This window comes from Nesterenkonia sp. DZ6 (assembly GCF_022565835.1).
Lineage (GTDB): Bacteria > Actinomycetota > Actinomycetes > Actinomycetales > Micrococcaceae > Nesterenkonia.
Window position 1 is genome coordinate 157,852 of record NZ_JAJOYW010000002.1, and the last position, 24,443, is coordinate 182,294.

24 protein-coding genes are annotated in these 24,443 nt (G+C 62.4%); 13 read left to right on the forward strand and 11 right to left on the reverse strand.

Annotated elements, in window-relative coordinates; genetic code table 11:
• Nucleotides 1–72: 72 nt before the first annotated feature.
• The 7 genes from LTH93_RS06350 to LTH93_RS06380 all read right to left on the reverse strand — a co-directional run bounded on the left by LTH93_RS06350 (nt 73) and on the right by LTH93_RS06380 (nt 8,543).
• Nucleotides 73–948: a sugar phosphate isomerase/epimerase family protein gene (locus tag LTH93_RS06350; protein WP_241470445.1), complete on the reverse strand. Its 876-nt coding sequence runs from the start codon at nt 946–948 to the stop codon at nt 73–75.
• A 23-nt stretch (nt 949–971) separates the two neighbouring features.
• On the reverse strand, nt 972–1,988 hold the full coding sequence (locus LTH93_RS06355) for a Gfo/Idh/MocA family protein (protein ID WP_241470446.1): 1,017 nt from the start codon (nt 1,986–1,988) through the stop codon (nt 972–974).
• A gap of 171 nt (nt 1,989–2,159) precedes the next feature.
• Nucleotides 2,160–3,662: a CoA-acylating methylmalonate-semialdehyde dehydrogenase gene (locus LTH93_RS06360; protein WP_241470447.1), complete on the reverse strand. Its 1,503-nt coding sequence runs from the start codon at nt 3,660–3,662 to the stop codon at nt 2,160–2,162.
• Nucleotides 3,659–5,638 (reverse strand): 3D-(3,5/4)-trihydroxycyclohexane-1,2-dione acylhydrolase (decyclizing), encoded by a 1,980-nt coding sequence (gene iolD / locus LTH93_RS06365; RefSeq protein WP_241470448.1) that lies wholly within the window; start codon nt 5,636–5,638, stop codon nt 3,659–3,661. The genes LTH93_RS06360 and iolD overlap by 4 nt, the downstream gene beginning before the upstream one ends.
• Nucleotides 5,638–6,570: a Cgl0159 family (beta/alpha)8-fold protein gene (locus tag LTH93_RS06370; protein WP_241470450.1), complete on the reverse strand. Its 933-nt coding sequence runs from the start codon at nt 6,568–6,570 to the stop codon at nt 5,638–5,640. The genes iolD and LTH93_RS06370 overlap by 1 nt, the downstream gene beginning before the upstream one ends.
• Before the next feature lie 10 nt (nt 6,571–6,580).
• Nucleotides 6,581–7,573 carry a 5-dehydro-2-deoxygluconokinase gene (iolC, locus tag LTH93_RS06375; RefSeq protein ID WP_241470451.1) on the reverse strand — a complete coding sequence of 331 codons (993 nt, stop codon included), beginning with the start codon at nt 7,571–7,573 and terminating at the stop codon, nt 6,581–6,583.
• A gap of 10 nt (nt 7,574–7,583) precedes the next feature.
• Nucleotides 7,584–8,543, reverse strand: a complete 960-nt coding sequence (locus tag LTH93_RS06380) for a sugar phosphate isomerase/epimerase family protein (protein ID WP_241470665.1) — start codon at nt 8,541–8,543, stop codon at nt 7,584–7,586.
• A 312-nt stretch (nt 8,544–8,855) separates the two neighbouring features.
• Between LTH93_RS06380 and LTH93_RS06385 the strand changes: the two genes are divergently transcribed.
• From LTH93_RS06385 to LTH93_RS06410, 6 genes are all read left to right on the forward strand, one after another.
• On the forward strand, nt 8,856–9,590 hold the full coding sequence (locus LTH93_RS06385; protein WP_241470453.1) for a GntR family transcriptional regulator: 735 nt from the start codon (nt 8,856–8,858) through the stop codon (nt 9,588–9,590).
• A 61-nt stretch (nt 9,591–9,651) separates the two neighbouring features.
• The gene (gene iolB / locus LTH93_RS06390; RefSeq protein WP_370642702.1) at nt 9,652–10,614 is read left to right on the forward strand and encodes a 5-deoxy-glucuronate isomerase; all 963 of its coding nucleotides are present in this window, start codon (nt 9,652–9,654) and stop codon (nt 10,612–10,614) included.
• A 212-nt stretch (nt 10,615–10,826) separates the two neighbouring features.
• Complete coding sequence (locus LTH93_RS06395) at nt 10,827–11,840, forward strand: substrate-binding domain-containing protein (protein ID WP_241470454.1); 1,014 nt, start codon at nt 10,827–10,829, stop codon at nt 11,838–11,840.
• A 116-nt stretch (nt 11,841–11,956) separates the two neighbouring features.
• Complete coding sequence (locus LTH93_RS06400) at nt 11,957–12,928, forward strand: ABC transporter permease (protein ID WP_241470667.1); 972 nt, start codon at nt 11,957–11,959, stop codon at nt 12,926–12,928.
• A gap of 7 nt (nt 12,929–12,935) precedes the next feature.
• Nucleotides 12,936–13,871, forward strand: coding sequence for an ATP-binding cassette domain-containing protein (locus LTH93_RS06405; RefSeq protein ID WP_370642703.1), 936 nt, complete (start codon nt 12,936–12,938; stop codon nt 13,869–13,871).
• Between the two features lie 228 nt (nt 13,872–14,099).
• A complete protein-coding gene (locus LTH93_RS06410; RefSeq protein ID WP_241470455.1) occupies nt 14,100–14,489 on the forward strand; it encodes a tautomerase family protein in 390 nt (129 codons plus the stop codon).
• 108 nt (nt 14,490–14,597) lie between these two features.
• On the opposite strand, the gene LTH93_RS06415 is transcribed toward LTH93_RS06410, so the two are convergent.
• A complete protein-coding gene (locus tag LTH93_RS06415) occupies nt 14,598–15,881 on the reverse strand; it encodes an MFS transporter (RefSeq protein WP_241470456.1) in 1,284 nt (427 codons plus the stop codon).
• 206 nt (nt 15,882–16,087) lie between these two features.
• On the opposite strand from LTH93_RS06415, the gene LTH93_RS06420 reads away from it, so the two are divergent.
• From LTH93_RS06420 to LTH93_RS06440, 5 genes are all read left to right on the forward strand, one after another.
• The gene (locus LTH93_RS06420; RefSeq protein WP_241470457.1) at nt 16,088–16,468 is read left to right on the forward strand and encodes a MerR family transcriptional regulator; all 381 of its coding nucleotides are present in this window, start codon (nt 16,088–16,090) and stop codon (nt 16,466–16,468) included.
• Nucleotides 16,469–16,639: 171 nt separating this feature from the next.
• A complete protein-coding gene (locus LTH93_RS06425; protein ID WP_241470458.1) occupies nt 16,640–18,163 on the forward strand; it encodes a SulP family inorganic anion transporter in 1,524 nt (507 codons plus the stop codon).
• 130 nt (nt 18,164–18,293) lie between these two features.
• Entirely contained in the window at nt 18,294–18,491 is a 198-nt protein-coding gene (locus LTH93_RS06430) for a hypothetical protein (RefSeq protein WP_241464765.1), read from the forward strand.
• Nucleotides 18,492–18,801: 310 nt separating this feature from the next.
• Nucleotides 18,802–19,122, forward strand: coding sequence for an IS110 family transposase (locus tag LTH93_RS06435; RefSeq protein ID WP_370642726.1), 321 nt, complete (start codon nt 18,802–18,804; stop codon nt 19,120–19,122).
• A gap of 48 nt (nt 19,123–19,170) precedes the next feature.
• Nucleotides 19,171–19,323 carry a hypothetical protein gene (locus tag LTH93_RS06440; protein WP_241470460.1) on the forward strand — a complete coding sequence of 51 codons (153 nt, stop codon included), beginning with the start codon at nt 19,171–19,173 and terminating at the stop codon, nt 19,321–19,323.
• Nucleotides 19,324–19,335: 12 nt separating this feature from the next.
• On the opposite strand, the gene LTH93_RS06445 is transcribed toward LTH93_RS06440, so the two are convergent.
• From LTH93_RS06445 to LTH93_RS06455, 3 genes are all read right to left on the reverse strand, one after another.
• Nucleotides 19,336–20,112: a universal stress protein gene (locus LTH93_RS06445; RefSeq protein WP_241470461.1), complete on the reverse strand. Its 777-nt coding sequence runs from the start codon at nt 20,110–20,112 to the stop codon at nt 19,336–19,338.
• Nucleotides 20,113–20,726: 614 nt separating this feature from the next.
• Nucleotides 20,727–21,470, reverse strand: a complete 744-nt coding sequence (locus tag LTH93_RS06450; protein WP_241470462.1) for an NADPH-dependent F420 reductase — start codon at nt 21,468–21,470, stop codon at nt 20,727–20,729.
• 70 nt (nt 21,471–21,540) lie between these two features.
• Complete coding sequence (locus LTH93_RS06455; protein ID WP_241470463.1) at nt 21,541–22,122, reverse strand: TetR/AcrR family transcriptional regulator; 582 nt, start codon at nt 22,120–22,122, stop codon at nt 21,541–21,543.
• Nucleotides 22,123–22,231: 109 nt separating this feature from the next.
• On the opposite strand from LTH93_RS06455, the gene LTH93_RS06460 reads away from it, so the two are divergent.
• Together LTH93_RS06460 and LTH93_RS06465 are read left to right on the forward strand one after the other, a co-directional pair.
• Nucleotides 22,232–22,720 (forward strand): flavin reductase family protein, encoded by a 489-nt coding sequence (locus LTH93_RS06460; protein ID WP_241470464.1) that lies wholly within the window; start codon nt 22,232–22,234, stop codon nt 22,718–22,720.
• Between the two features lie 40 nt (nt 22,721–22,760).
• Nucleotides 22,761–24,083 (forward strand): NtaA/DmoA family FMN-dependent monooxygenase, encoded by a 1,323-nt coding sequence (locus LTH93_RS06465; RefSeq protein WP_241470465.1) that lies wholly within the window; start codon nt 22,761–22,763, stop codon nt 24,081–24,083.
• Nucleotides 24,084–24,443: the final 360 nt, after the last annotated feature.

Below are 24,443 nucleotides of genomic sequence, written 5' to 3' on the forward strand. Positions count from 1 at the left end.
GTCTGTCCTTGTCTCTCGGTCAGTTCTACGTTGAATCGTCAGTGATTCCTGATGAGGCCGCGCTCATGCTCGTCAGCGACGAGCAGCGTCGACTCGGGAGCGCATCTCGTTCAATTGGTAGCGGGTGACCTCTTCGTGATTCTCATGCTCGGAAAAGACGCTGGTGACCATGACTGAGTCGTCACGGTTCAGGAAACCGTTGCGATTGAGCTCGGAGTAGAAGTTGTCCCAGTCGACATCTCCGTCCCCGATCTTCATGTGCTGGTGCACACGCGCAGCGGTTTCGGGCGGGTTGGTGATGTAGCGCAGGCCGCCGGATCGGCGATGGTCGAAGGTGTCTGCGACGTGCACGACACGCAGCCGGTCCTGCACGAGGTCAAGAATTTCGTCCATCGGGTCCTGCATATGGAACGAGTGGGCGGCCACGTAGACGAAGCTGAGGTTCTTGGAGTTCACTCCGCGAATGATTCGCCACGCATCGGTTCCACGTTCGACGAAGTCATCAGGGTGGGGGTCGATGGCGATATTGATGCCTTCGCGTTCGATGATCGGTACCAGTTCCTCCATCGAGCGGTAGAAGGATGCCTCCGACTCCTCCGGCTTCTCTGGGCGCCCTGAGAACTCAGTGTTCATCTGGTCCACCCCCAGATCGACAGCGATCTGGATGGCGCGTTTCCAATTGCGCACTGCTGCTTGACGCAGATTCTCATCGGGTGAAGACCATCGCTGGACCGGCAGGATCGATGAGATTCCCACACCGGCACTCTCGCAGGCCTTGCCTAGGGCCCGAACGAGGTCATCATCGGCTCGGGGGTGGGAGAAGAACGGGATGAAGTCGGGGTGCGGCGTCATCTGGATCCACTCGAAACCGAAATCCGCTGCCACGCGAGGGAACTCCAGCAGAGAATTCGTGTGGTGGAAGGGAACGGGGTCAAACGTGTATTTCATGGGTCTCCTCGAGGTCGAGCCGGTCAGGAGTAGAGATCTGGCTTGGCGGCCATCGTGACGTCGGAAAGACCGCCGTTCTGCTGAGCTTCGACTCCTGCACCACAGACCGCGGCGGTGGCGTATCCATCCCATGCGGATGGCCCGGTCGGTGTCTGCGTTAGCACAGAGTCGACCCATTGCTGAATCTCAGTGTCATAGGCATCGACGAATCGAGTGTGGAAAGTCCGGTCGATTGCACTGCCGCTCGAGGCCGCCGAGACGACGGTGGACTGTGCTGATTCACCGATCTTCACGACGCCTTCTTCAAACACCGCCTGAGTCAGGACCTGGTAGCCCAGCTGGGCATTGACGAAGATCTCGACGTCGGCAAGGAGACCTGAGGTGGTCTGCATCGTGACCAGCTGAGGGTCACTGAGCAGATCCGATCCATGCTTACTCCTACGCCCCCTCCGGACCCCCACGTTGGCAATCTCCTCTCCAGAGAAGAACCTGACCGCATCGAATTCATGGACTACGGAATCATGGATCAGCATCTCTTCCGAGAAGGTCGCAGGCACAGTCGCATTGCGGTGCTGGTGATGCAGCATCAGCAGTTCACCATAGGTGCCAGCGTCGATGATCTCTTTGAGATGACGGTAACCCGCGTCGAATCGACGCATGAAGCCCACCTGAATGAGGCGCTTGCCGATCTCCACCTCCGCTTCCACGACTCGCAGCGAGGAAGCGGGATCCGGCGTCAGCGGCTTCTCACACATGACCGGGATCCGGGCCTCCAGGAGCTTGAACAGCGCCTCCTCGTGAAGAAAGCCTGGCGTGGCGAGGACCACGGCGTCGGCGGCATCAGCGGAGATGAGTGACTCCACGCTGGTGAAGGTCAGGGCCTGGTCGGCCACCTCCGCGGCCGCTCGTGCCCGCTCTGCATCGATGTCGACCACAGCGCTCACATGGGCGCCAATGGTGTGGCGTGTCAGTCGCTGGACGTGATCTGTTCCCATGAGTCCTGTGCCTACTACGGCGACTCGGAGATCCTGAGTTGTCATGATGCTGCGGTTCCTGTCAGTTCGGACAATGTGACTCCCCTCACTGTAGTGCGCATCGCAGACTTTGTACAGACATTAGGACGACTGGTCAAAATGGAGCTAAGAGCCTCACCCGTACACAGATCTGCCCGGGGCCAGATACCTGGTCCCGGGCAGATCCATCGTGCGTTGTCAGGCGTTCGACGGGAAGTTCATCGATGCTCCGGAGAGGTCGTTCTCCGCAGGCCACCGCTGGGTGATGACCTTGCCGCGTGTGTAGAAGCGGACACCGTCGGGGCCGTAGATGTGGAGATCACCGAACAACGAGTCCTTCCATCCGCCGAAGGAGTGCTGCGCAGCGGGAACCGGCACGGGCACGTTGACCCCGATCATTCCGACGGTCACCTGACGCTGGAAGGTCCGCGCTGCATGCCCTGACGCCGTGAAGATCGCGGTGCCGTTGCCGTAGGGGTTGGCATTGATCACCCGAATGGCATCTTCGAGCGTCTCGACCCGGACCACCGCGAGCACCGGGCCGAAGATCTCTTCCTCATACGCGGTCATGGTGTCTTTGACCCGGTCCAGCACAGTCGGACCAACGAAGAATCCCTCGGCGTGGCCCTCGACAGCGAGATCTCGGCCATCGACGACGACGACGGCTCCGTCCTGCTCAGCCTCCGTGACGATTCGAAGCACACGCTCCTTCGATGCGGGCGTGATCACCGGACCCATGTCGACACCCTCCTGGGTTCCATTGCCCACCGTGATGGCGCGGGCGCGGTCGCCCACATTGGCGACAAGCTTGTCCGCAGCGTCACCGACCGCGACCGCGACGGAGATCGCCATGCAGCGTTCCCCGGCTGAGCCGAAGGCAGCGGCGGAGAGGTGATCGGCCGCCAGGTCGAGGTCGGCGTCCGGCATCACCACGGCGTGGTTCTTCGCTCCACCGAGCGCCTGTACGCGCTTGCCGTGGCGCGTCGCAGTCTCATGGACATGTTTCGCGATTGGCGTCGATCCCACGAAGGAGATGGCGTCGACGAGGTCGTGGGTCAGCAGGCCGTTGACGATCTCCTTGTCACCGTGGAGCACCTGGAACACTCCATCGGGGAGGCCGGCGTCTTTCCAGAGCTTGGCCAGTAACATCGAGGCCGAGGGGTCGCGCTCGGAGGGCTTGAGCACGAAGGCATTGCCGGTCGCGATCGCCAGCGGGGCCATCCACAGCGGCACCATGACCGGGAAGTTGAATGGGGTGATGCCCGCAACCACACCGACAGGCTGCCGGAATGAATAGACGTCGATTCCGGTGGCGATCTGATCGGTGTACTCGCCCTTGAGCGTCTGCGGCATGGCGCAGGCGAACTCCACAACCTCGAGCCCCCGCCCCACTTCACCGGCGGCATCCGAGAGCACCTTGCCGTGCTCGGCAGTGATCAGCGCGGCCAGGTCCTGGGTGTGCGCATGGACCAGTTCGCGAAATTTGAAGAGCACGGCCATCCGCTTGGACAGAGACGTCTCACCCCATACATCGGCGGCGGCGCGGGCAGCCTCCAGGGTCTTCTGCAGGTCTTCGGCGTCACCCATATGCAGGCTGCCGCTCACCTTGCCGGTGGCAGGGTTGAAGACGTCCTGGCGGGCTGATCCGTGACCGGCAGCTTCGCCGCCGTTGATCCAGTGGTTGATCTCGGTGATGCTCATGCGTTCTTCCTCTCCTCTCCCAGCAGGAGGCGCTGCCGGGATTTGTGGTCTGCGTAGGTGGTGTAGGCGGTCTGGGTGGATTCAAGCTCGGAGGTCGACGCGACGGGCACGTCCCACCAGGACTCAGAGTCCGGGGCGTCGAGGTACAGGTCCGAATTGATGTGGATCATGACCGGCCCCGAGCTCGCCGGCAGCGCCTTGGCTTCGGCTACGGCCCGGGCGAGGTCATCGACCGCACCCTTGCCGGGTTCGACCCGGATGACCTTGACCCCGAGCGATTCAGCGTTGGCAGCGATGTCCACCGGCAGAGGGTCTCCCTCTTCGAAATTGTGAGTCTCTTCCTCCAGGTACCGGTACTTCGTGCCGAAGCGCTGGGACCCCAGGGACTCTGAGAGGGAGCCGATGGAGGCATAGCCGTGGTTCTGCAGCAGCACCACGATCAGCTTGATCCGCTCGGCCACGGCGGTGACAAGTTCGGTGTGCATCATCAGATAGGAGCCATCCCCGACCATGACGACGACGTCGCGACCGTCTTCCGGGCCACGGCCGGCCGCCACAGCCTCGGCCATGGTGGCGCGCTTGACGCCGAGCCCGCCGGCAATCTCATAGCCCATGCAGGAGAAGGCGTACTCCACGTGATAGCCGTGGGAATCCTTGACCCTCCAGAGCTTGTGCAGATCCCCTGGAAGCGATCCCGCCGCACAGATCACGACGTCTTGATCATCCATGGCCTCGTTCACGGTCCCGATGATCTCGGTCTGCGCGGGAAGCGGTTCATTACGGATGCTGAAGGACTCGTCGACGGCGGCGTTCCAGCGCGCGCGTTCCGAACGGATCAGATCAGCGGTGGGTTCTGGCACTCGATACCCGGCGCTGGTCAGACCCGACTGGAGGTGCGGAATGGTCTTCCCAGCATCGGCGACGATCTGTACCGAAGCGCCGAGCTTATAGGCGTCCATACTGGTGATGTTGACGTTGACGAAACGCACCGCGGGGTTCTGGAAGACGGTCATCGAGGCCGTGGTGAAGTCCTCATAACGGGTGCCGATGCCGATGACGACATCCGCGTCCTTGGCGTAGGCATTCGACGCCGTCGACCCGGTCGAGCCGAGCGCCCCAAGGCACAGCTCGTGATCCCAGTCCATGCTTCCCACACCGGCCTGAGTGTAGGAGACCGGGATCCCAGTGGCTTCGGCAAGGGCACGCAGCTTCTCGGTGGCAAACGCATAGTGCACGCCGCCACCCGCGATGATCAGCGGCTGCTTGGCATCGCGGATCACATCGAGTGCCGCCGCGATATCGACGTCTTCCGGCTCCGGCCGACGAATCCGCCATTGGCGCGGCGCAAGGAAGGCGTCGGGCACCACTACTCGCTCAGCCTGCACGTCCTGAGGCAGCGAGATCGTGACGGCTCCGGTCTCGGCGGGGTCCATCAGCACGCGCATCCCATTGAGCAGCGCGGAGAAGAGCTGTTCGGGCCGCTGCACGCGGTCGAAGTAGCGACTGATCGGACGGAAGATGTCAGCGCAGGTGACGTCATAGGAGTGCGGAAGCTCCAGCTGCTGCAGGACCGGATCGGGGACACGAGTGGCGAACTCGTCCGAGGCGAACAGCAGGGCTGGCAGCCGATTGGTGGTCGCGAGTGCCGCACCGGTCGCCATATTCGTTGAACCTGGGCCGATCGAGGCGGTCACTGCGAAGGTTTGGCGCCTGCGCGTGTGCCGGGCATAGCCGACTGCTTGGTGCACGAGTCCCTGCTCGTTGCGGCCCTGGAAATATGGCATCAGACCTGGGGCCTTGACCTGCGACTGCTTCAGCGCCTGTCCGACTCCGGCCAGGTTTCCATGGCCGAAGATCCCGTGCATTCCGGGAATCGTGCGAACTTCGGTCCGTTCGCCGTCGACGACATCGACGGTCCACTGGTTCGCGAGAAACTCGACGGTCGCCTGGGCGACGCTGAGGGTGCGTGTGCTCATTATTTCTCCTGAGTGTGGTGGCGAAGCAGCGAGGCCGCGGTCTCCACTGCTGAGGCGACGTCACCGTCGTCGGGGTACAGCAGGGTTCGTCCGACGGTCAGGCCCTGGACTCCGGGCAGCGCCAGCGCGCTGCGCCAGGATTCCAAGACCTCATCGGTCTTGCCCGCCGGCTCTCCGCCCAACAGCACGGTGGGAAGGGTCGTCGCGGCCATGACTCGTTCCATGTCTGGGACCACGGGGAGTTTCATCCAGGTGCGTGCTGAACGGGCACCCAGACCTTGGGCGATGCCGACCGATTGGATGACCGCATCGGCGGTGAGCACGTTGCTGACTCGTTCGCCGCTGCTTGTGGAGATGAATGGTTCGACCATGGCGATGAGTCCTCGCTCGTGCAGCGAATCGATGGCTTCGGCTGTGTTCTGGAGAACTGAGGTGGTGTGTTCGGAGTCGAAGGCGATTCGGGTCAGCATCTTGCCGCCGTCGGCCCCGATCTCTGCCAGGGCCTGGGCTGTGTGACCGGTGAAGCGGTCGTCGATCTCGTTGACCAGCCCTGTCAGACCCCCTCGGTTCATGGAGCCGAAGACCAGCTTCCCCTCCAGCGCGCCAAGCAGCATCAGATCGTCGAGCACATCTGGAGATGCGAGGATGCCATCGACCTTGGGGTTGGCCAGAGCGGTGCGCAGCCGATCCAGCAGGGACCGGCGGTCGGCCATGGCCTGGGCATCCCCTTTGACCGCAAGTGCTCCGCGAGCCGGGTGGTCCGCCGCGATGACAAAGCTCTGCCGGCCGTAGACCAGACCCGGGTGACGGCGCCTGCTGCGACCCGCCCGCAGCACCGCGTCTGGATCCTCCAACCGGATCCGAGTCAGTGCTTCGTATCGGTTCGGACTGTCGTCGCCCGGTTCGCTGAAAGTGATGTCCTCAAAGATCAAGGCAGTGCTCCTATCCTCGCGCAGTGGCGTTTGACGGCACACCGCGACCTCGATCGAGGAGCATCGCGACCAGCTCCTCGGTGGTGGGCATGGCTTCTGAGCAGGCGATCTTGGTCGCCACGTGCGCTCCGGCAGCGTTGGCGAAGTCCAGGACGTTCTCCAGCGGCCATCCGGCGAGCAGACCGTGGCAGAGGGCACCGCCGAAGGAGTCCCCGGCACCCAGCCCATTGACGGTTTCGACCGGCAGCGGCGCGGAGATCACTCGCTCTTCGCGGGTCGCTGCCATGACACCGTCGGGCCCGAGCTTCACCACGGCGAGCTTGACCCCGGCGTCCAGGAGCCGGTCAGCCTGTTCGTCGGCAGTCCCCTCCCCCACGGCCACCGAGCATTCCTCGGAGTTGCCCACCGCCACGGTGACATAGGGCAGCAGCTGCTGGACCTGCTCGCGAGCCTGTTCTTTGGACTCCCAGAACATAGGTCGATAGTCGAGGTCGAGGATGGTGTGCTGGTCTGCGGTGAGGCCGTCCCTCGGGCGCGCCTCGTGCATAGCGATCTGGGCTTCGCGGGACGCGTCGCCCACCATCCCTGTCACGGTGGACCAGAAGACGGAGGCTTCGCGGACAGCTTCGTAATCCACCTCATCGGGTTTGATCTCCCAGTCAGGCGCCGTCGGTGTGCGGCCATAGAAGTAGAGCGGGAAGTCTTCAGGGGGCTGGATCGCGCAGAACGTCACGGGTGTCAGCAGTCCGGGCACCGCTGTCGCCCACTGGGAATCCACCCCGTAGCGGCGCAGTTCTGACCGAAGGAAGTCACCGAACGGGTCTTCACCTGTTCGTGTGATGACCGCAGTCCGTCGACCATGTCTCGCGGCCGCGACAGCGACATTCGAGGGGGAACCCCCCAGGTATTTTCCGAATGTCTGGACATCAGCGAGGCCCACCCCGATGTCATTGGGGTAGATGTCCACGCTGATGCGCCCGGTGGTGATGACGTCGTAGCTCATCTGACTCTCCTCAGCGAATTCTGGTGCGGGAGCCGCAGCCACAGAGATAGCGGCGGGTCCGCGTGGCGATCGGCAGCGGCACATCGAAAGATGCGACTGGGTACATGTCCTGCTCAACGATGCAGTAGAGGCTGCGGTCGAGCTTTTCCAGTTCGTCGATAACCTCGGCGAGGTCGGGCAGACCCCCGGGGGGCTCCACCATCACTCCGGCCTTGTTCGCCGCGGCCCAGGTGAGGTCATTCTGACGAACGGTCTCCATGACCTTGGGATCGATCTGCTTCAGATGCAGATACCCCACGCGCTCCGGGTGCTCTCGAATGATCTTCGCTGACGAGGCTCCCCCGTATTCTGCGTGCCCTGTGTCAAGGCACAACGTCACCAGCTCCGGGTCAGTGCCTTGCAGGAATCTCTCGATCTGCTGCTGAGTGCACACATGAGAGTCGGCGTGAGAGTGGAACTGCTGCTTCAGTCCATACTGCTCCTGCAGGACACGCCCTAGTTCGTCATGCCCGTCGAAGAGGTTCTGCCACTGTTCCTCGGTCAGGTGCTCGTTCTCCACCGCTTCTCCGGAGACGTCATCTCGCCACATGGCTGGGATCACGACGATGTGCTCACCCCCTACCGCGGCGGTCAGTTCAGCGACCTCGTGAACCTGTTTCCACACCGCTTCGCGCTCAGCGGGGTCCATGCGGTGAAAACCGGTGAACACCGTCCCGGCGCTGACTGCCAGATCGCGAGCAGCAAGCTCGGCATTGAGCGTGTCGGGATCCGTTGGGAGATATCCGTAGGGGCCCAGTTCGATGTAGTGATAGCCGGCTTCCGCCGCTTCATCCAGAAAACGATTCCAGGGCGTCTGCTGGGCATCATCTGGGAACCAGACGCCCCAGGAATCCGGGGCCGTCCCGATGAACAGGGGCGCTGCCGTTCCGTCCTGCGCTGACTCTGGCGCGCTGCGAAGTGGCTTCGTCATAGATCCTCCTTGCGGATAGTCCTGCAAGCTGCAGGCACTACAGCGGATGTGTCGTAGACCACTCTTCACCCTTGATGTCCTGTTGTCAAGACAATTGACATTGGGAACAATGGGTCCATGCGCTGACAGAGACAGAGAAGCACGGGCGGACTGGAGAGTTCGCCATAGGCCCCAGGATGGGCCATATGCAGCATGACTCCACCGATCCACCGGAAGTCTGCCACTGGGAACCCCGGGGCTGGACACCCTCGACGCACAGCTTGAATTGGTATAATGTCCTGACAAGCTGACATTGTAACGAAGGAGACCGACGTGTCGACTCTAGACATCGCCATAGACCGTTCCTCCCCCGTGCCGCTCTACCATCAGGTGGCCTCTGCCTTCGAGAAGGCGATACGTGAAGGCGACCTGCTGCCCGAGACAAAGCTTGAGAACGAGATCGCTCTCGCCAAGCGCTACAACCTCTCACGGCCCACGATGCGACAGGCCATGGACCACTTGGTCCGTGAGGGGCTCGTCGTGCGGCAGCGCGGAGTCGGCACCCAGGTGGTCGGACCACAGGTCCGTCGCAATCTGAAGCTGTCCAGCTTGTACAACGACCTTCAGGCCGAAGGGTCCACACCGCAGACGACCGTGCTGGGACTCGACGTCGTGACCAGTGATGACTTCCTGCAAGAGAAGCTAGGCCTCAAGTCCGCGACGGAGGTCTACCACGTGCGCCGGCTTCGTTCTGTGGACGGACGGCCACTGGCATTGATGGAGAACTGGGTTCCCCTCGCCGTGGCCGAGCTATCGATCGAGGAGCTCGAGCGCGACGGACTTTACAACATCCTCCGGCGATCCGGTGTCGACTTTCGGATGGCCCACCAGACTGTCGGAGCCATGGTCGCTGACAAGGATCAGAGCTCGCTCCTGGACATGGACCCTGGGTCCGCTCTAGTCGTGATGAGTAGGACCGCCCTGGACGGCAGCGGATCCCCCATCGAATACGGACACCACGTCTATCGAGCAGACAGATATTCCTTCGACATCACGCTCGTGAGCTGACGACTTCTACCGATCTCTTTCCTGACGAGACAGCGCCACCCGACAGAAAGGCAGACCACCCATGACCGATGCAACACAGGTGACACGGAGAGACCCAACAGAGGACCCGTGGTTCCACCCTTCAGGATCTGTCCGGAGTCAGGGTTGGACCGTCAATCTGGGCACCCCCGACTCCGCCGCGACGCCGCCCGGCTGGGCCCACACAGGTCTTCGCGTGACCACCCTCTCACCGGGAGCATCGGTAGATTTGGACGCACAGGCCGAGGAACGCATCGTGATTCCGCTCGCCGGGTCATTCGAGGTGGACGTTGACGGCTCCAGCTACTCGTTGGCGGGACGCGCCTCGGTTTTTCAGGGTCCGACTGACGTCCTCTACACGGGCATCAACAAGGCTCTGAGCATCAGGTCCCCCGAGGGTGGGCGCGTCGCCGTCGCCTCTGCGCCGGCCGGAACCGAGTACCCGGTACGCCACATTTCTCGGGCCGAGATTCCACTTGAACTGCGCGGGGCTGGAGCGGCTTCTCGACAGGTCCACAACTTCGGAACCCCCGCCGCGTTGGAGGCGGATCGCTTCATCGTGTGCGAGGTGTTGACCCCTGCCGGAAACTGGTCGTCCTACCCGCCACACAAGCACGACGAGGAGAAGGACGGGGAGACCTCGCTGGAAGAGATCTACTACTTCGAGATGCAGGCCTCAGCGGACTCCCCCGTGCCCCCATTGGAGGACGGCGGGCCAGACGTCATCGGCTACCAGCGCGTCTACGCCTCAGATGACCGTCCGATGGACGTCACCGCGGAGGTGCGCAGCGGCGACGTCGTCCTCGTCCCCTACGGTTGGCACGGCCCAGCCATGACTCCTCCGGGACACGACATGTACTACCTGAATGTCATGGCCGGACCCGGCCCAGTCCGACAATGGCTGATCAGTGATGATCCGCACCACGGCTGGATCCGAAGGACCTGGAACGAGTCCGACATCGACCCGCGCCTGCCGTTCACCAGCGAACAGGTTGCATCCGACTGACCTCCTGACAGCACGTAGAACTGGCCCGCTCCATTGAGGACGGGCCAGTTCTATGCGAAACGACGGTCTTGTCACAGGACGCCCTGAGTTACCCCAAAAAAAGATTTGTGCGAATGTCAAGACATACTATTGACAATGTGATTCCAATCACGCCATGATGTGTGTCAACCAACTGCACACGGACTCCAGTTGGCGCCGTCAAAGGAGACACCATGGAAAAGCACTCGCACCCTTCCGCCCGTCGGTCAACCCTGCTGCGCACCACCGCGGTCCTCGGGGCCGCCGCCCTGATGCTCACCGCCTGCTCCGAAGGAGGCGGACGCACTGAAGCAGCCGACACCTCCGACCGGGGCGGGGGCGTGGACACTGAAGAGCAGACCTACTACCTGATCACCCACGCGGCAGACGGAGACACGTTCTGGGACTACGTCCGAGCCGGCGCTGAAGAGGCGGCCGCTCAGAAGAACATCAACCTGGTCTACAACAACCACGTTGAAGGAGCTCAGCAGGCGGAGCTCATCCAGTCAGCCATCGATGCCGGAGCCGACGGAATCGCCGTCACCATGGCGAAACCAGAGGCCATGACGCCCAACGTCCAAAGCGCGACGGAGGCGGGCATCCCCGTCGTCTCCCTCAATGCCGGTGAGGAAGAGGCTTTTGACGCCGGGGTGCTGAGCCACTTCGGCCAGGATGAGAATGTCGCAGGTGAGGCACTCGGGCAGCGACTCGCCGACGAGGGAATCGAGCATACGATCTGCGTCATTCAGGAACAGGGGCACGTCGGACTCGAGAATCGATGCGCGGGGATCGCGGAACACGTCCCAGAAACCGAGATCCTCTACGTCGAGGGCACCGACATGACGCAGGTGTCTTCAACGGTTGAGGCAAAGCTACAGACCACTCCTGATGCTGACGCCATCGTGGGCCTAGGCGGCCCGTTCACCGAAACGATTCTTGATGTGGTCGAGAGCTCGGGCTCAGAGATCGAAGTGGCGAGCTTCGACCTCAACGCCACAATCGTGCAGGCCGTGCTGGATGACAATCTGATGTTTGCGGTTGACCAGCAGCCCTGGCTGCAGGGATATCTCTCTGTCGACACGCTCTGGCTGCACCACTACGGCGCCTTCGAGCCCGGTGGAGGACTTCCCGTCTTGACCGGACCGGCGATCATCGACGCTGAGAATGCCGAGGCCGTCCAGTCCTTCGCCGATGAGGGACTGCGATGAGCGCGGCACCCACCGAGGGAACCATCACTTCCGCCAAAGAGGTCAACCTCCCAAGCAGCGACGAAGGCAACACCGTAGACGAGCGGGTATCCACCAAGGGACGCCTGGCTCAGCTCATGTCCCGCCCAGAAGTGGGGGCTGCGATCGGCGCCTTGGCCGTGTTCATGTTCTTCACGGCAGTGGCGCCTCCGTTCACCACGGCCGCAGGTATCTCCACCGTCCTCTATGGTGCATCCACCATTGGGATCATGGTCGTCGGCGTCTCGCTGCTCATGATCGGTGGAGAATTCGATCTGTCCACCGGCGTGGCAGTGGTGTCATCTGCACTGATGGCCTCGCTCTTCAGTTGGCATTTCGCGACGAACGTCTGGGTCGGAGTTGCAATCGCACTCATTGCCTCGCTGGGCATCGGTCTCATCAACGGGCTCATCTTCATCAAGACCAAACTCCCCAGCTTCGTCGTCACGCTGGCGATGTTCCTGATGCTCACCGGATTGAATCTCGCCCTGACTCGCATCATCGGCGGCACGGTGGCGACACCATCGATCTCGAACATGGATGGATTCGAGTCCGCTCGCTCCGTCTTCGCGTCCTCGTTCTCGATATTCGGATTGAACATCAGGATCACGATCGTCTACTGGATACTCCTAGTGGCGATAGCGACGTTCATCCTGCTGCGGACGCAGGTCGGCAACTGGATCTTCGCGGTCGGCGGAGACCCAAACGCCGCGCGAGCAGTCGGCGTACCCGTGACAGCCACGAAGATCGGACTCTTCATGGGAGTCGGATTCTGCGCCTGGGTCTTGGGCATGCACCTGCTGTTTGCCTTCAACTCCGTGCAGTCCGGTGAAGGCATCGGCAACGAGTTCCTGTACATCATCGGCGCCGTCATCGGAGGATGCCTGCTGACCGGTGGTTATGGCTCAGCGATCGGCGGCGCTCTAGGCGCATTGATCTTCGGAATGGCCTCCCGGGGCATCATCTACGCAGAGTGGAACCCCGACTGGTTCCGTTTCTTCCTCGGACTGATGCTGCTGTTGGCCACCATCGTCAACCTGGTCGTCCGTCGTCGGTTCGAGAAGAGTTAGGAGCGAGATGATGACTGAGAATACGGACAACACCGCTAAGAGCGCACTGACAGCAGCCTCTCCCCATTCAGCGGGAGACAGCTCACGGGCCACGTCCAGCCCACTGATCGAGCTCGAGAAGGCAGGTAAGCGGTACGGCAATGTGATCGCGCTGACGGACGTGACGATGGACGTCCACGCCGGACTCGTCACGTGCGTGCTCGGCGACAACGGCGCAGGCAAGTCGACTCTGATCAAGATTATCGCCGGACTCCACCAGCACACCGATGGAATCATGCGAATCGCCGGCGAGGAGCGTCATTTCAATTCACCACGCGATGCGCTCAACGCAGGCATCGCCACGGTCTATCAGGATCTGGCGGTGGTCCCCCTGATGCCGGTGTGGCGCAACTTCTTCCTCGGCTCGGAGATCAGCCGAGGGGTTGGGCCCTTCCAACGGCTCGATGTGAAGACCATGAAGCGAATCGCCAAAGAAGAACTCTTTGAGATGGGCATCGACCTTCGCGACGTGGACCAGCCGATCGGGACTCTCTCCGGAGGCGAACGGCAATGTGTCGCCATCGCGAGAGCTGTCTACTTCGGAGCAAAAGTCCTGATCCTTGACGAGCCGACCGCTGCGCTAGGCGTTAAACAGTCTGGGGTGGTACTTCGCTACATCATGCAGGCCAAGGCCCGCGGACTGGGCGTCGTCTTCATCACCCACAACCCTCACCACGCCTTCCCGGTGGGTGACCGATTCATGGTCCTGAAGCGTGGAAAGTCCATCGGTTACCACCGGAAGGACAACATCAGGATCGAAGATCTGACCGCCCAGATGGCCGGCGGCGCAGAACTCATGGAACTGACACATGAACTGGAACAACTGGACGGGCTCACGAGTGAGATGCGTCAGGTTCAGAGGGACATGGAAAAGTCGCTTCCCACAGGAGCTACGGAACATTAATCGCGGACCTGTGGGCCGGGGCTGCTGATGCTCCGGCCCACAGGCGTGCTAAGGCGCGCTTCACCACGGTTTAGGCGTGGCTCTCCACGAAAGCGCACATCTGCTCCAAGCTCCCTCGGCACCGCCACACGCCGTGCCCTCTTAGGACTCTGAGACAAGCAAGCTTGACCGTTCTACCCACAATGCGCAGGGCACCCCGTTGGGTGCATAACCGCCTTAAGGATTCTTATGCCACTGATCAATATCGACGTCATCCGCGGGCGCTCCCCCGAAGAACTTCAGGTCCTGCTGGACTCCGTGCACTCGGCGATGGTCGAGGCCCTGGAAGTTCCAGACACGGATCGGTACCAGATCCTGACTCAGCACGACCCGCACGAGATGATCGCCCTGGACACTGGGCTGGGAATCGAACGCAGCGAGGCACTGACCTTTCTTCGCTTCACCAGCCGGCAACGTCCCGCGGAAGCGAAGGAGAAGCTCTATCGATTGCTCGCGACTCGGCTTCAAGAAAACTGTGGGACCAGCCCCCAGGACCTGATCGTCTCGGTCACCGAAAACGAGGCTGCGGACTGGTCCTTCGGCAATGGCAGGGCCCAATTTCTCACTGGTGCACTCTAGGTTTTCTTGGGACTGCCCGCTTAGGGATGGGTGGAGTCTAACGGGCACTTCCACGGAGAGGCTGTCCCCCGCGGATCGCTCGTCCACGACACCCACCCCGTAGCCCAGCTATCGGACGCTCCGACGTCGAGGCTCATTCGCGAATAACGCCGCGATCCCCACCAGCACCGGAATCATGGCCAGCACCGCAGCCGCCAACGCATAGGACCCCAACACCCCATAGCCCAGAGACAGCACCACCGGGCCGAACGCCGTAGACCCAACGGAGATCGTGGTGACGATCCCGCGGATCGCTCCAATATGCAGGGTGCCGAAGTAGTGGGTGAAAGCAGCTGCTTCCACAGTGCGCACCGCACCACCGGATGCGCCCAGTAGCGCGCCGAAACCGACCGCGGTCCAGGCGTCCTGGACCACGCTGAGCAGACCCATCGACCCTGCCAGAAGCGCCATGGAGAACATCACAGCGAACTTCGGCCGGACCCGGTCAACAAGACTTCCGACACCGATGGTGACGACCAACGCCGCGATCGCCTGGGGGATGAAGTTCGCGGCCGCCTCCGTGGCGGTGAGCCCTCGCTCCCCCAGCGCCGCGATCTGATGGAAATTCAATCCCGTGCCAAGCATTCCTGACGAGGCAACGCCTGCGGTGATGATCCAGAAGATCGGCGTGTGCAGCGCCTCCCGTACCGTCCACTGGTGGATCGGGGAACCCCCCGCGATCCCGCCGCCTGCGGCTGTGGGTCCAGTCCCAGACACCGAGGTTGGCTCGCGGTCCACCTCGGACTCCAATTCCAGGGATGAATATCGTGCAGCCTTTCGTTGGTGGCGCAGGAAGAAGCACCCCAAGGGCAGCACAATGGCCCACACGGCGAGGCCCTCGATCATCCACACAGTAGAGGTGCCCAGGTGTCGGATCATCCACTCCAGCAGCACCGGAGACATCGCGATACCCGCCGAGCCCACCGCAGTCTTGACCCCCAGCGCCAGCCCTCGCCGGCGAGTCACATACACCGCGACCGCGGTCGAAGCAGCCAACCCAAGCGCTCCTTGACCTGCCATGCGCAGTCCGATGAAGCCAAAGGTCAGTCCCCACAGGCTGGTCACCAGACTCAGCAGCATCAACACCCCACCGAAGGAGAATCCGATGACGATCATCACCGGGCCGACCCCGTAACGATCCAGGGCTCGGCCGATCAGTGGCATCGCGCAGGCGCCCAACAGAGTCGCGATCATGTAGCTGGTCGAGAGGGCGTTGCGGGAAATCTCCAGGTCAGCGAGCAGCGGCTCGGTGAACACCGCGATCGCGGCCGTCTGGCCCGGGGCGCTCATGATGGTCGCCAGCGCGGCCGCGGCCACGACCTGCCACGACGACCCAGCATGTACTCTGCTCACTCCAGACTCCCCTTAAAGTCTCCCCACGCAACGGCCCCCGTGTGAGGAACCTACCGTAAGGTGAGAGTAAGTCGCGCGCCAGTCCGGCGTCAGTGGCGCAGCCCGGCCACACTCATGACCACACCCAGCCCGGAACCATAACGGAGCCACAACGGAGCCACAGGGCGGCCTTGCTAAAGTGGTGGGCCACGATGCAGGGAGGCCACATGTCAGAGAATCTGACCGATACCCAAATGCATATCGGTGAGCTCGCTGAACGCACCGGACTCTCCCTGAGGACCATCCGCCACTACGGCGATATCGGGCTGCTGCCAGCGACCAGCCGCACCGAGGGCGGATTCCGGGTCTACACCGAAGCCGACCTGGCGCGGCTCCAGCGCATCAATTACCTCAAGCCCCTCGGGTTCAGCCTCGAGGAGATCTCCGAGGTCGTCGGACTCCTGGACCTGGAATCCCTCACCCCTGATCAGCGCGACGCTGCAGAGGCAGCGCTGCACCGTGTGACCGAGGAACGCCGGAAACTCGCCGCCTACCTGGCCCAGGCGGAACACATCGTCGAGGATCTCGAGAGCAAGCTCACTAACTGAGACTTTCGTCACAGATCTTGTAACTCTACCCTTACGTAAGAGTAGAGTTGGCGCAGGCCGCGCGACCATGAACCGCTCGGACTCCTCATTCTTTCAGCTCGCACCGTAGCGCGCACACTCGCAGACCTTGAACCCCGGCACTCCCGTGCCCACAACGCCGAACGGAGATTCATGGCCGCCTCCACTGTCGCGCCACATGTTGAGATCACCCCCGAGGAACGCCAGTCCGTTCTTCGCACGCTGAAGTCCCCGCGCCTGCTCAAGACCGAGATCCTCGCCGGGCTCGTCGTGGCGCTGGCGCTGATCCCCGAGGCCATCGCCTTCTCGATCATCGCCGGCGTCGACCCACGCATCGGGCTCTTCGCCTCCTTCACCATGGCGGTATCGATCGCCTTCCTCGGTGGACGCCCCGCAATGATCTCGGCCGCCACCGCGGCCACCGCGCTGGTGATCGCCCCGCTGGTCGCGAGCCACGGGCTCGATTACTTCATCGCCGCGGTCATCCTCGCCGGCGTCTTTCAAGTAGTCCTGGGGGTCACCGGTGTTGCCAAGGTCATGCGGTTCATCCCCCGCTCGGTCATGGTCGGCTTCGTCAACGCCCTGGCCATCCTGATCTTCACCTCCCAGTTCCCCGACCTCATCGGGGTCCCCTGGCTGGTCTACCCACTGGTCGCCCTGGGCCTGGTCGTCATCTACCTGCTGCCCCGGATCACCAACATCGTGCCCCCGCCGCTGGTCGCCATCGTGCTGCTCACCGTGCTCGGCGTGGTCTTCGCACTCAACGTGCCCACCGTGGGGGACAAGGGCGAGCTGCCCCAGTCCATCCCCGAGCTGTTCATCCCGGATGTCCCCTTCACCATCGAGACCTTCCAGATCATCGCTCCGTTCGCACTAGGCATGGCCGCAGTCGGACTCCTCGAGTCGCTGATGACCGCGAAGCTGGTCGACGACGTCACCGACACCCGCTCCGGCAAGGTCCGCGAATCCTGGGGCCAGGGCGCGGCGAACATCATCACCGGCTTCTTCGGCGGCATGGGCGGCTGCGCGATGGTCGGTCAGACCATGATCAACGTGAAGGCCTCCGGTGCCCGGACCCGGATCTCCACCTTCATGGCCGGCATCTTCGTTCTCTTCCTGGCGGTTGCCCTGGGCGACATCGTCGCGATGATCCCCATGGCCGCGCTGGTGGCCGTGATGATCTTCGTCTCGGTCGCGACCTTCGACTGGCACAGCATTAAGCCCTCCACGCTAAAGATGATGCCCAAGTCCGAGACCGCAGTGATGCTGGTCACCGTGATCGCCACCGTGTGGACGCACAACCTGGCCATCGGTGTGGGTCTGGGGGTGCTCACCGCGATGGTGCTCTTCGCCCGCCGGGTGGCTCACCTGGCCGCGGTGGAGCGCAGGATCGAGCAGCACTTCGGCGAGGAGATCGCCAAGTACGAGGTCATCGGTGAGCTGTTCTTCGCCTCCTCCAACGACCTCTACACCCAGTTCGAATATGCCGAGGATCCCGACCACATCGTGATCGACATGTATGGCTCCCATGTCTGGGACGCCTCCACGGTGGCGTCTCTGGATGCGATCACCGAGAAGTACTCCAAGTACGGCAAGCGGGTCGAGATCGTCGGCCTCAACACCGCAAGCGCCGCGCTGCACGAGCGGATGGCCGGCAAGCTCGGCGCCGGTCACTGATCACAGGGCACCTGTTGGTGAATTCCCCCGTGAATGGACTGCGTGGAAGCCCCGTGCGTGCCGTGACTGGCATGCGCGGGGCTTCTACGCGGCCTGCCAGGCGATGCTTGCCCCGAGAAGAAGAGGACTCATGAAGACGAAGACGATCACTGCGCTGGCGACCATAGCTTTGCTGACTCTCACCGGCTGCGATGCCCAGTCCGGCCCGGCCGACGAGGCGGAACCTGAGGAACAGGTCGAGAGCACGCCACCGGTCCTCGAAAGCGACACCGGCCCAGCAGACGAAGACGTAGAAGACATCGAGAACGAGGAAGAGTCTGCCAACTAAGCGGAAAGCTGACTCACCCGTTAGCTGACCGGCGTGTGTCTTCTAGAAGACTTGTCCGTTCATCAGGGGGGGGGTCGGACGGCACCCGCCTGGCCCGCGTCGGTAGCTAAATGAGAAGATTGTCCGCTCCTGATCGAGCGTGACTCACCACAGTGCTGCCACTCTGCGACCCTTCCCAGACTGGCAATGGCCGATGGCCGCCGCTGAACTCAGCCCACTGCGGAAGGTCCGTGATTGCCATGTCTACCGTCGCTCATTCACACCCGCACATCGTGGGTGTTGACACCCACGCTCGGACCACGTCTACTCAATCCTTGCAGCGCATCCCGGAACGCCACTGGAAACCAGATCGTTCCCCACCTCTGCGGAGGGGATCGTGCGTGCCATCAACTGGGTCAGCCGTCACACCGCAGCCGAAGCCGACACCCTCTGGGTGATCGAAGGCGCGGCCTCCTACGGGGCGATCCTCACAGGCATCGTCGCTGCCCATGGCTACCCGGTCGCAGAGGCACCTCGGATGAATGCCAAGAATCGACGCGGAGTCGGTAAATCCGATGCCATGCACACGTTCCGAATTGCCGCGGCTGCAAGGCCGTTGCTGGTCAAGGAGCTGCGTCGTCCTCGGTTGTGAGACGGTATCCGCCAAGGTGTCCAGATCCTAGTGACCGCCCGGGAATCCATGAGCAAGGATCGCACTCGCTCAGTCAACGCGCTCAACGCCCTGATGCGTGGCAATGACCTCGGACTTGATGCCTGCGAGAAACCGAATCCCCTTCAGATATCCGAGCAGGACGAAATCACCGTTCAGCAGATTGTGCTTTTGCCCCGCTGAGGGAGAAGCGCGTCACCGAACTACGGCGACGGGACACTGCGAATGCTGGAGAACTTCCTGGGTCACTGATCCCAGGAAGAGCGTGCTGAGAGGACTGCGCCCCCGAGTGCCGGTGACGAGGAGATCGGCCTCGCGGCTTGCCTCAGCGAGTTTCTCGGAAGCAACGCCCCGAACATGCTCGATCTCCAAAGGAACACCATTGAGCCGCGCCTCGGCGAGCACCTGATCAACTTTTCCATCTGTGTGGCCATCGTGCTTGTGCACATGCATTGCAAGGATACGCCCACCGGTATCTCGGGCATGCCGCATGGCGAACTCCAACGCATGTTTGCTCGGCTCGGAGCCGTCTATCCCAACCACGATGAGACCAGCGCGGGGAGCATACGGCTCACGAACCACCACGACCGGCCCGGTGGCCTGACGAGTAACGTGCTGGCTCACAGACCCATACACCATGCTCTGAAGCGGGCCATGCGTTCGCGCACCGAGCACAGTGAGATACGCATGCTTACTTTCACGCACGAGGGCATCGCCCGGAGAGTTGAGCACATTCGTGACTGAAGTCTGCGCGGCCTTTGCCTCAGCCAGTAGCTGGTTCAACTCGTCGGTGACATGACCCGCCCGGAGGTGCTGAGGCACATCAGCCGCTCCCCGCACATGCAATGCTGAGACAATCACCTGCAGAGGGCGAGAAAGTTCAGCGGCAATATTGTCGGCCCAGGTCAGAGCGATTTTGCTGTGTTCTGATCCGCCATAGCCAAGGACAATTGCTCCTTCTGGTGTCATCATGACCCAACCCTAACAGAACGTCAATGTTGCAAGGATTCTGTGAGAACCCTCCAACAGGCCTCGTTCCCGCGTGAAGACTTACTCCAAGAGTTCTGAAAGGTCCCAGGTTCTCTGCCGCTGTTAAACGGGCTGCGGCTCACTCACATTAGCTGCGTAGTGAGCGGCGCCCCGAGCCTGACGCCGAGATCGCTTGCTTGCAATAGGAACGCGCAAACCCCGCGGCCGGAGTGTAAGGGGAGATTGTTTCCTGACACGGGTTTTACTTAATCACTCGCACCTTCGAGAGTTAGTCATGACACAAGAAGGCTTTCTTGGACAAGCAGTGTCCGTGGCCTGGGAGTTCCCTGGAGCTAGCGAGCGGGCAGCGCTAGGCTGCGAGAATGATGCGAACGGTAGAGGATCCCGCAGCGGGCACCGAGTCCTCAAGCAGAATGCGGGTGTACGCAAGACGGACCCTCAGCGGTCACCGTCCCTCACAGGTGAGCAGAACACATTAAACACAGGGCGGTTCACAAGGCCATGGGTCTGCCTCACCGATAGGTGACAGTTTGACGTCACCCATGAGTGCGGCAGACCCCCTGACCGTGAGGGCCGCCGCCGCAACCCGCCACCCTTTAGCTGTAGATGGCTCGGTTGAGACGGAGAAGATAATTACCGCTCACTGTTCCCTCCGCCTCGGCGCGCTCCTTGATCACGGTCATTGCGAGGTCCCTGCGCTTGGGGATCCGGTCCTTCTCCGCCGCCTGAAGCGCCGCGGGAAGCTCCTCGCGAGTCAGGTCGGTGCAATAACCCGGCGCAGCGGGCTGCTGCCGCCAAGACTCTGCGAGAGACCCAGCATCCACGGCGTCGAACCCGGTCTCCTCGACCAGTTGAATCGCGATCGCCCTGTCCTGCTCACGATCAGCGGCGACGGGGATCGCGACACGATCCAGATCCCCGGATGGCCTACCCTTCGTGGCGAAGGAGTCAGCCAGGATGGCGTTCCACGCCTTGGCCACTGGGCGACGCAGCTGCTGGGTCACCCAGACACTCTCCACGAGACCTTCATCGAGCACGCTGATGCTCCCGTCGCGCATCGGGTAATAGTTCGAAGTATCGAGAATCACCGCTTCGGCAGGGAGCTGCTCGATGAGCGAGACGATCCCGGGCATCTTGTTGAACGGGATCGAGGTGATGAGCACCTCGACGTCGGTCACGACCTCTGCGGCATCAACTGCTACGGCTCCGGTGGCCGTAGTGTCTGGGCTGATGGTCTCGGGGCCGCGAGAGTTCGCCACCTTGACTTCGTGGCCGGCTTCGCTGAGTTTCCGGGCCAGTGTCGACCCGATGAATCCGGCTCCTAGAATCCCAATTTTCATGGTTCTCCTTCATTGCACGTACGGATTGGCCCGCCCGCTTGTTCAGCCGGTCGGGGTCGGTCTATGTCGCTCAAGCGACGGGGTTCTGCCAACCAGCGGTCAACAGTTCCGCGATGGCGGTGCTGGTGCGTTGATCTGCCAGGGGCGCCGAAGCGGCCCAGGCGGCACCAAGATTGGCAAGGTACAGATCCCGCCCGGTCAGGTCCGCTCGAGCGACCCCCTGGCGCTGGGCATCCTCCAGGATCTCGGTGGTCAGATCGATGACACCGGTGCAGTTGACCCCCAACGGTGTGGCCTGTTCCTGCCAGGCCTGCCGCAAGGGTTCAGGCATCCCCTCGTAGCTGTTCATCCACGCGCGCACCGCTTCCAACCAGAGGCTCAGCCGATGCGCGGCATCATGGTCAGACTCCAGCAGCTGATCATGGACACTTTTTAGATCCACGACCCGGTCTTCGACCAGGGCTGCGATCAAGGCCTCGCGGTCAGGAAAATGCCGGTAGAGCGTCCCGGGCCCGACTCCGGCTTCCTTGGCGATGCTCGCCATCGGCACCTCGAAACCCTGATCGGTGAAGCACCGTTCAGCAATCTCCAGAATGTGGGCCCGATTTCTCGCAGCGTCTGCTCGCGGGCTGCGGTTGGTCTCGGTCGGCATGACCACCCCTCCAGTTGCTATCCGGAGTATCTCTCCGTATATTTCGACTAAGCGGACTACCGCTCCGTTTCTTTCTCTTGTGAGCACCCTACCCTGCAATAGGACCTACATGACACGCCCCCCGCTGCTAGATCCCCTCACCCTTCGCCACACGCTCGGCGCGTACCCCACCGGGGTCGCGCTCATCGCAGCAGAGGTCCAGGGACGCACACTCGGGATGCTGGCCAACTCCTTCACCTCGGTCTCGCTGGACCCGCCTCTGGTATCGATGAGCTTCGCCCACACCTCCACGACCTGGCCCACGCTGTCTCAAGCGAAACGCCTCGGCATCTCTGCCCTGGGCGCCGGCGACGCCGCTCGGGCGGACCTGTTGCGCCGACCCAGCACAGATCGCTTCGAGGGCATCAAGGTGCACCAACACGAGGGCAGCGCCATGACTCTGCCAGATGCCGCCGCGACGTTCATCGTGGAGCGCCACTCCGAGATCGAAGCCGGTGATCACGTCGTCGCGTTCTTCGCCGTGGTGGATCACTCCCGTGACCACCAGGTGACACCACTGGTGTTCCACAGCGGCACGTTCCACGCCCTCAACGCCTGAGACATCCCTGACTGACGCACGATGAGAAAGGTTCGACCAAGTGAACGAGAAAAAGATGCTAATCGGCATGCAGATGGGCAACGGATACGGCGCCCAGGCACACGCCTGGCAGGCCGAGAACGTGGACCCCTATAACTACGCGAACCTCGACGCCCACGCCCGATACGCCCAGGCCGCCGAGCGAGGGAAGTTCCAATTCGTGTTCCTGCCCGACTTCGCCTCACAGAGCCAGAAAGCCGACGACGTCGCACCCATGCTGACCATGGACCCCTTCATCACAATGGCGGTCATGGCCCGGGCGACCAAGAAGATCGGATTCGCCACCACAGCCTCGACCAGCTTCTCTGAGCCCTATAACCTCGCTCGCACCCTCAAGACCCTGGATGTGATGAGTGGGGGCCGCATCGGGTGGAACGCGGTCACCAGCACCGACCCGGCGATCGCGGCAAACTTCGGCTCCCAGATCGCTGACAAGGAGACCCGGTACGCCCGGGCCCATGAAGTCATCCAGATCATCCAAGCACTATGGGGCAGCTGGGAGAAAGACGCCTGGATAGCCGACAAGGAAGCTGGAGTCTTCGCCGACCTCTCCAAGATCCAGCCCATCAACCTCCAAGGCCAACACGTGGCCTCCCGCGGGCCACTGGAGGTGCCGCCGTCGAAGCAGGGCCAGCCGGTGATCTTCCAGGCCGGCGGCAGCCCTCACGGTCTCGGCATCGCTGGCCGCTACGCCAACGCCGTCATCGGGGCGACGTTCACAATCGAAGACTCCATCCGGCAGCGCCAGAACGTCCGCCGCGCAGCCGAACAGGCAGGACGCGATCCCGAGGAGATCAAGTTCATTGCCGGGATCATGCCCGCCATCGCCCCGACCAAACGTGACGCACTGAACCGTCGGGGACGCTTCGTGGAACCGAGCATCCACCAGCGGGTCGGTTACCTGGGCATGATGCTCAGCCTTTCCCTCACCCCCGAGGATCTGGACCACCCGTTGAGCGCGGACAAGCTCGCGACCGCGCGAGCCAACCCTTCAGACCCACGATCCGAGACGGCGCTGAGGATCGCTCGGGAGGGCTGGTCCGTGCGGGACATCCTCTATCACGGGATCATCGACTACCACCCCTCCCCCATCGGACCCGCCGAGGTCACGGCCGATCACATGCAGGAATGGTTCGAAGCAGGCGCCTGCGACGGGTTCTGGTTCTCCCCCGACGTCTATGAAGACGGGATCGACACCTTCGTTGACGAGGTGGTGCCTATCCTGCAGCGCCGCGGTCTCTTCCATGAGGACTATGAGGGTGAGACCCTGCGTGATCACCTAGGTGCTCCCGTCCAGTACGGCCTGGATCCACGGGTCGCTTGATTGGCAGACATGGCCTTCTCTGTTGAGCACTAACCCGATGTCTCGCCAGCCTTGATTCGTCTCAAAGGATCGTTGCAAGGCAACCGGACGAGACACTTCTCCTCTACCCAAGATTCGCGAAATCGCGCACCAGAGGCTTTATCCAAGCGTGTCGGCGGGTTCGAATGCTCCCCAGCTACGAGACACCTCCGCACAAGACCCTGGAGAACGTCCGGTAAGGGATTTTTCACCGGGCACCCCCGCCAGCACGGCGGTGCTGCGCGACGTTCCTCAGCTCCGGAAGCTCGCGATCTCGCCAGCTTCCGGACGCGACTATCGAAGAACACAAGGGGCTCGTCGCGAAGCTTGAAGGCCCCGCCG